Genomic DNA, 4,675 nt, shown 5'->3' on the forward strand with positions numbered 1-4,675 from the left:
AGTCCCACCTGGCCCGCTTCTTCGACTAACCACCCACCCGCCCCACCGTGGATTCGCGGAATCGCAGGCGGTATCGGGCCTTGAGTTGTCGGGCGGGGAGCGTGCGGTCGCCGTCCAGACGGTCGGCGAGGAGTTGGATGGCCAGGCGGGCGATCTGCTCCTTGTCCGGGGCGACGGTGCTCAGGGTCGGGATGGCGAACCTGCCGTCCTCGATGTCGTCGAAGCCGACCACCGCCACGTCCTCGGGCACCCGCAGCCCGGCATCGTGCAGCGCGCGCAGGGCACCGAGGGCCAGCGTGTCGTTGAAGCAGAAGACGGCGTCGGGGCGTACGTCGGAGGTGAGCAGGCCACGCATCGCGGCCGCACCGTCCGCGCGGTGCCAGGTCGGCGCGGACGCCACCAGGGCCTGGTCGTATGCAAGCCCGGCGGCGCGCAGCGCGTCCCGGTAGCCGGCCAGGCGCAGCCGGGCGCTGGCACCCTCGTCGGTGCGCTGCACGCCGACGGCCGCGATCCGGCGGCACCCCAGCTGGATCAGGTGGGCGGTGATCTCCCGGGCCGCCGCCACGTTGTCGATCACCACTCGATCCGCCGGGCCGTCCGCGATCCGCTCCCCGAGCAGCACCATCGGGGTGCCGTCCAGGCCGGCCAGGTCCGCCGCGGTGAGCGCCAGCGGGCTGAGGATGAGCCCGTCGATCAGGTGGTCGGTGACACCGGAGGCGACCACCCGTTCCTGCTCGCGCCGACCGCCGGTCTGGTCGATGAGCACCGTCCAGCCGTGCTCGGCGGCGGCGCTGACCACGTGGCGGGCCAGCTCGGCGAAGTACGGGATGTCCAGTTCCGGAACGGCCAGCGCGATCACGCCGGTGCGCCCCTTGCGCAGGTGACGGGCCGAGAGGTTGGGCCGGTAGTTGAGTTCGGCGATCGCCTCCTCGACGCGGGCCCGGGTGTCCGCCCGCACGTGCACGTGGCCGTTCACGACGTTGGAGACGGTCTTGACGGAGACGCCGGCCCGCTCGGCTACGTCCTTGAGTCTGTGTCGCACGCCGCAACCTCCCCGAGGTGAGGGGCGCACCATACCGTCAGCGACCCGGCGCGCCAGGGTCCCTCGCTCAGCGCCTCCGGTCAGCTGTCGGCGGTCGGCGCACGGGGATCCGGGGCGACGGCGGGCTCGTGTCGGGCCAGCCGGTTGCGGCGGTAGCCGTAACCGAAGTAGATCAACCCGCCGAGCAGCATCCAGGCCAGGAACCGCAGCCAGGTCTCCACCGACAGGTTGAGCATCAGGTAGAAGCAGGCCAGCGCCGAGACGATCGGCAGCACCGGCGAGAACGGCACCCGGAACGGCCGCTCCAGGTCCGGTCGCTTGCGGCGCAGGATCGGCACCGCCACCGACACCAGGACGAACGCGCAGAGCGCGCCGATGCTGACCAGGTCGGCCAGCGCGGACAGCGGCAGGAGGCCGGCCAGCAGCGCGACCGCCACCGTCATGATCGCGGAGATCCGGTACGGGGTCCCCCAGCGCGGGTGCACCTTCGCGATCGAGGGCGGGATCAACCCGTCCCGGGCGATGGCGAAACCGATCCGGCCCATCGCCACCAGGTCGACCAGGATGACGCTGGTCAGGCCGGCGACCGCGGCGATGGAGACCAGCACGGCGGCCCAGCCCGCGCCGACCGACTCGAAGGCCGACGCGATCGGGGCGCCCCTGTCGATCTCGGTGTACGGCACCATCCCGACCACCACCAGCGATACGCCGATGTAGAGCACCGTGGAGATCAGCAGCGTGCCGAGCAGACCCAGGGTGAGGTCCCGCTTGGGCTTCCTGGTCTCCTCACCCAGGTTGGCCACGGCCTCGAAACCGGTGTACGCGAAGAAGACCACGGCGGCGGCGCTGAGCACCCCGACGAAGCCGAAGACCGACGGCTCCAGCCCGAAGAGCGCCTGCGTCACCGGTTGCTTGATGCCGTCGTCGCCGCTCCCGGCGGGCTCGGCCGGTGGGATGAACGGGGTGAGGTTGGCGGCCCTGACGAAGAACAGCCCGGCGACCACCACGAAGACGCAGATGGCCACCTTGACCAGCACCAGCAGGTTGGTGATCCGGGCGGATTCACGGATGCCGACGATCGCCACGATGCCGAGGATCAGCACGATGGCGATGGCGCCCACGTTGACAGTGCTGCCCTCCTCGCCGAACCACCGGGTCGGCAGGTCGAGCAGTTCGGCGAGGTAGCCGGACCAGCCTCGGGCCACCACGGCGGCACCGAGCGCGAACTCCAGCAGCAGGTCCCAGCCGATGATCCACGCGACGATCTCGCCCATCGTGGCGTACGCGTAGGTGTAGGCGCTGCCGGCGGTCGGCACGCTGGAGGCCAGCTCGGCGTAGCAGAGGGCGGCGAGCAGGGCCACCACGCCGGCGATGGCGAAGGAGATCACCACGCCCGGCCCAGCGCTGTCCCGGGCCTCGATCCCGGTGAGGGTGAAGATGCCGGTGCCGATCACGATGCCGATGCCGAAGCCGGTGAGGTCGATCGCGCCGAGGCGTCGCTTCAGCCCCAGTTGGCCGTCGCTGCCGTCCGCCTCGCCTTGGGCTATCACGTCCTTGATTGGTTTTGTGCGCAGCACGGACACCCGGTCACCCCTCCCACCGTGCGACCACCTCCGTGGCGGCCGGTGACCGCCGTTGCTACCCAGCGGCGCGATTGGTCAACCCCGAACTCTTGCGGCGATGGCCAGACTATGAAAATTTCCTACCAGGAACGCGGACATCGACGGCGAATGTTGCCGCGCACCGCGCGAAACATCCGGGAGCCCCACCGAAGGGACACACCGCATGAAAACCACTCGACTCGGAATCGCCGGGCTGGTCGCAGCCCTGCTCGGCACGTTCGTCACCGCCACCCCCGCGAGCGCCGCGCCCAGCGCGGCCGACACCGCCACCACCACCGCCACCTGCGCCACCGACCCGGCCACCCCGAAGCGGCAGTTCCGGGCCATGTGGATCTCATCGGTGGTCAACATCGACTGGCCGAGCAAGGCGTCCCAGACCAACCCGGACCGGATCGCCGCACAGCAGGCCGAGTACCGCGAACTGCTCGACCTGGCCGGGCGACTGCACCACAACGCCGTCGTGGTGCAGGTCCGGCCCACCGCCGACGCGCTCTGGCCCTCACCGTACGAACCCTGGTCGGAATACCTGACCGGGGTACGCGGCCAGGACCCGGGCTGGGACCCACTGGCCTTCCTGGTCGACGAGTCGCACAAGCGGAACCTGGAGTTCCACGCCTGGTTCAACCCGTACCGCGTCTCCATGCCGGCCCCCGGCGGCGCTGGCGCCGACCCGGCCCAACTCGCCCCCGGCCACCCGGCCCAGCAGCACCCCGACTGGACCTTCGCCTACCCACCGGCCGGCGTGGCCGGCAGCCGGCTCTACTACAACCCGGGAATCCCCGAGGTCCGCGAGTTCGTCCAGACCGCCATGATGGACGCGGTCAAGCGGTACGACATCGACGGGGTCCACTTCGACGACTACTTCTACCCCTACCCGAGCGGCACCTACCAGGTGCCGGACGACGCGACCTTCGCGGCCCACAACCGGGGCTTCACCGACCGGGCCGACTGGCGGCGGGACAACATCAACCTGTTGATCCAGGAGATGAACGGCAAGATCAAGGCGGCGAAGCCGTGGGTGAAGTTCGGGGTCAGCCCGTTCGGCATCTGGCGCAACAAGGCCGTCGACCCGCTCGGCTCGGACACCACCGGCAGCCAGTCGTACGACATCATCTCGGCCGACACCCGCAAGTGGATCAAGCAGGAGTGGATCGACTACGTGGTGCCGCAGCTCTACTGGTACATCGGCCAGTACCCGGCGGCCGACTACGCGCGTCTGGTGCCGTGGTGGGCCGAGACGGTGCGCGGCACCCGGGTGCAGCTCTACATCGGGCAGGCCGACTACAAGAGCGGCGACCCGGCGTACGGGTCGTACTGGCAGAACCCGCGTGAGCTGTCCGACCACCTGACGCTCAACCGGTCGTACCCGGAGGTGCAGGGCAACGTGCACTTCTCCGCGGTGCAGGTGCGGGCCAACCGGCTCGGCGCCACCGACATCTACGCGGCTGAGCACTACTCCCGCCCGGCGCTGGTGCCGGCGATGCCCCACCTGCCGGCCCGCCCGCTGCTCTTCCCGGTGGTCACCAAGGCGACCCGGCAGGCCGACGGGGTCCGGCTCACCTGGCGGCAGCCCGCCGACGGCGTCGGCCCGCTCGGCACCGCCACCTCGTACGCGATCTACCGGTTCGACGGCACCACGCTGCCCGGCCGGTGCGCCACAGCCGACGCCGCGCACCTGGTCGGCACCGTCCGGGCCACCCCCAGCGGCGCGCAGTCCTGGGTGGACACCTCGGCCGAGCCTGGCCGGCGCTACACCTACCAGCTGACCGCCCTGGACCGGTCCGCCAACGAGAGCCCCGCGAGCCCGCCGGCCTTCGTGCTGCGCTGACCCGCCTTCTGAATGCCCCGGACGCCTCAGGCGTCCGGGGCATTCGTCTGTTTCAACGCATGTCACCAATAGTTGGCGATCCCCATACCGCCTAGTTGATCAGTTGATCGACACTCATCGACATCCGGTAACCCGCCGGTAACTTCCGACCCACCCGCTCACCCCCGCGGAGGTAACCCGTGC

3 protein-coding genes are annotated in these 4,675 nt (G+C 70.5%); 1 reads left to right on the top strand and 2 read right to left on the bottom strand.

Annotated features, from left to right (window positions below; all coding sequences use genetic code 11):
* Window positions 1–25: 25 nt before the first annotated feature.
* Window positions 26–1,042: a LacI family DNA-binding transcriptional regulator gene (locus DLJ59_RS27760; RefSeq protein WP_124776053.1), complete on the bottom strand. Its 1,017-nt coding sequence runs from the start codon at window positions 1,040–1,042 to the stop codon at window positions 26–28.
* An 80-nt stretch (window positions 1,043–1,122) separates the two neighbouring features.
* Window positions 1,123–2,625 (bottom strand): amino acid permease, encoded by a 1,503-nt coding sequence (locus DLJ59_RS27765; RefSeq protein WP_124776055.1) that lies wholly within the window; start codon window positions 2,623–2,625, stop codon window positions 1,123–1,125.
* A gap of 202 nt (window positions 2,626–2,827) precedes the next feature.
* Between DLJ59_RS27765 and DLJ59_RS27770 the strand changes: the two genes are divergently transcribed.
* Window positions 2,828–4,492, top strand: a complete 1,665-nt coding sequence (locus DLJ59_RS27770) for a glycoside hydrolase family 10-like protein (protein ID WP_124776057.1) — start codon at window positions 2,828–2,830, stop codon at window positions 4,490–4,492.
* Window positions 4,493–4,675 lie beyond the last annotated feature (183 nt).

This window comes from Micromonospora inaquosa (assembly GCF_003857055.1).
GTDB classification, from domain to species: domain Bacteria; phylum Actinomycetota; class Actinomycetes; order Mycobacteriales; family Micromonosporaceae; genus Micromonospora; species Micromonospora inaquosa.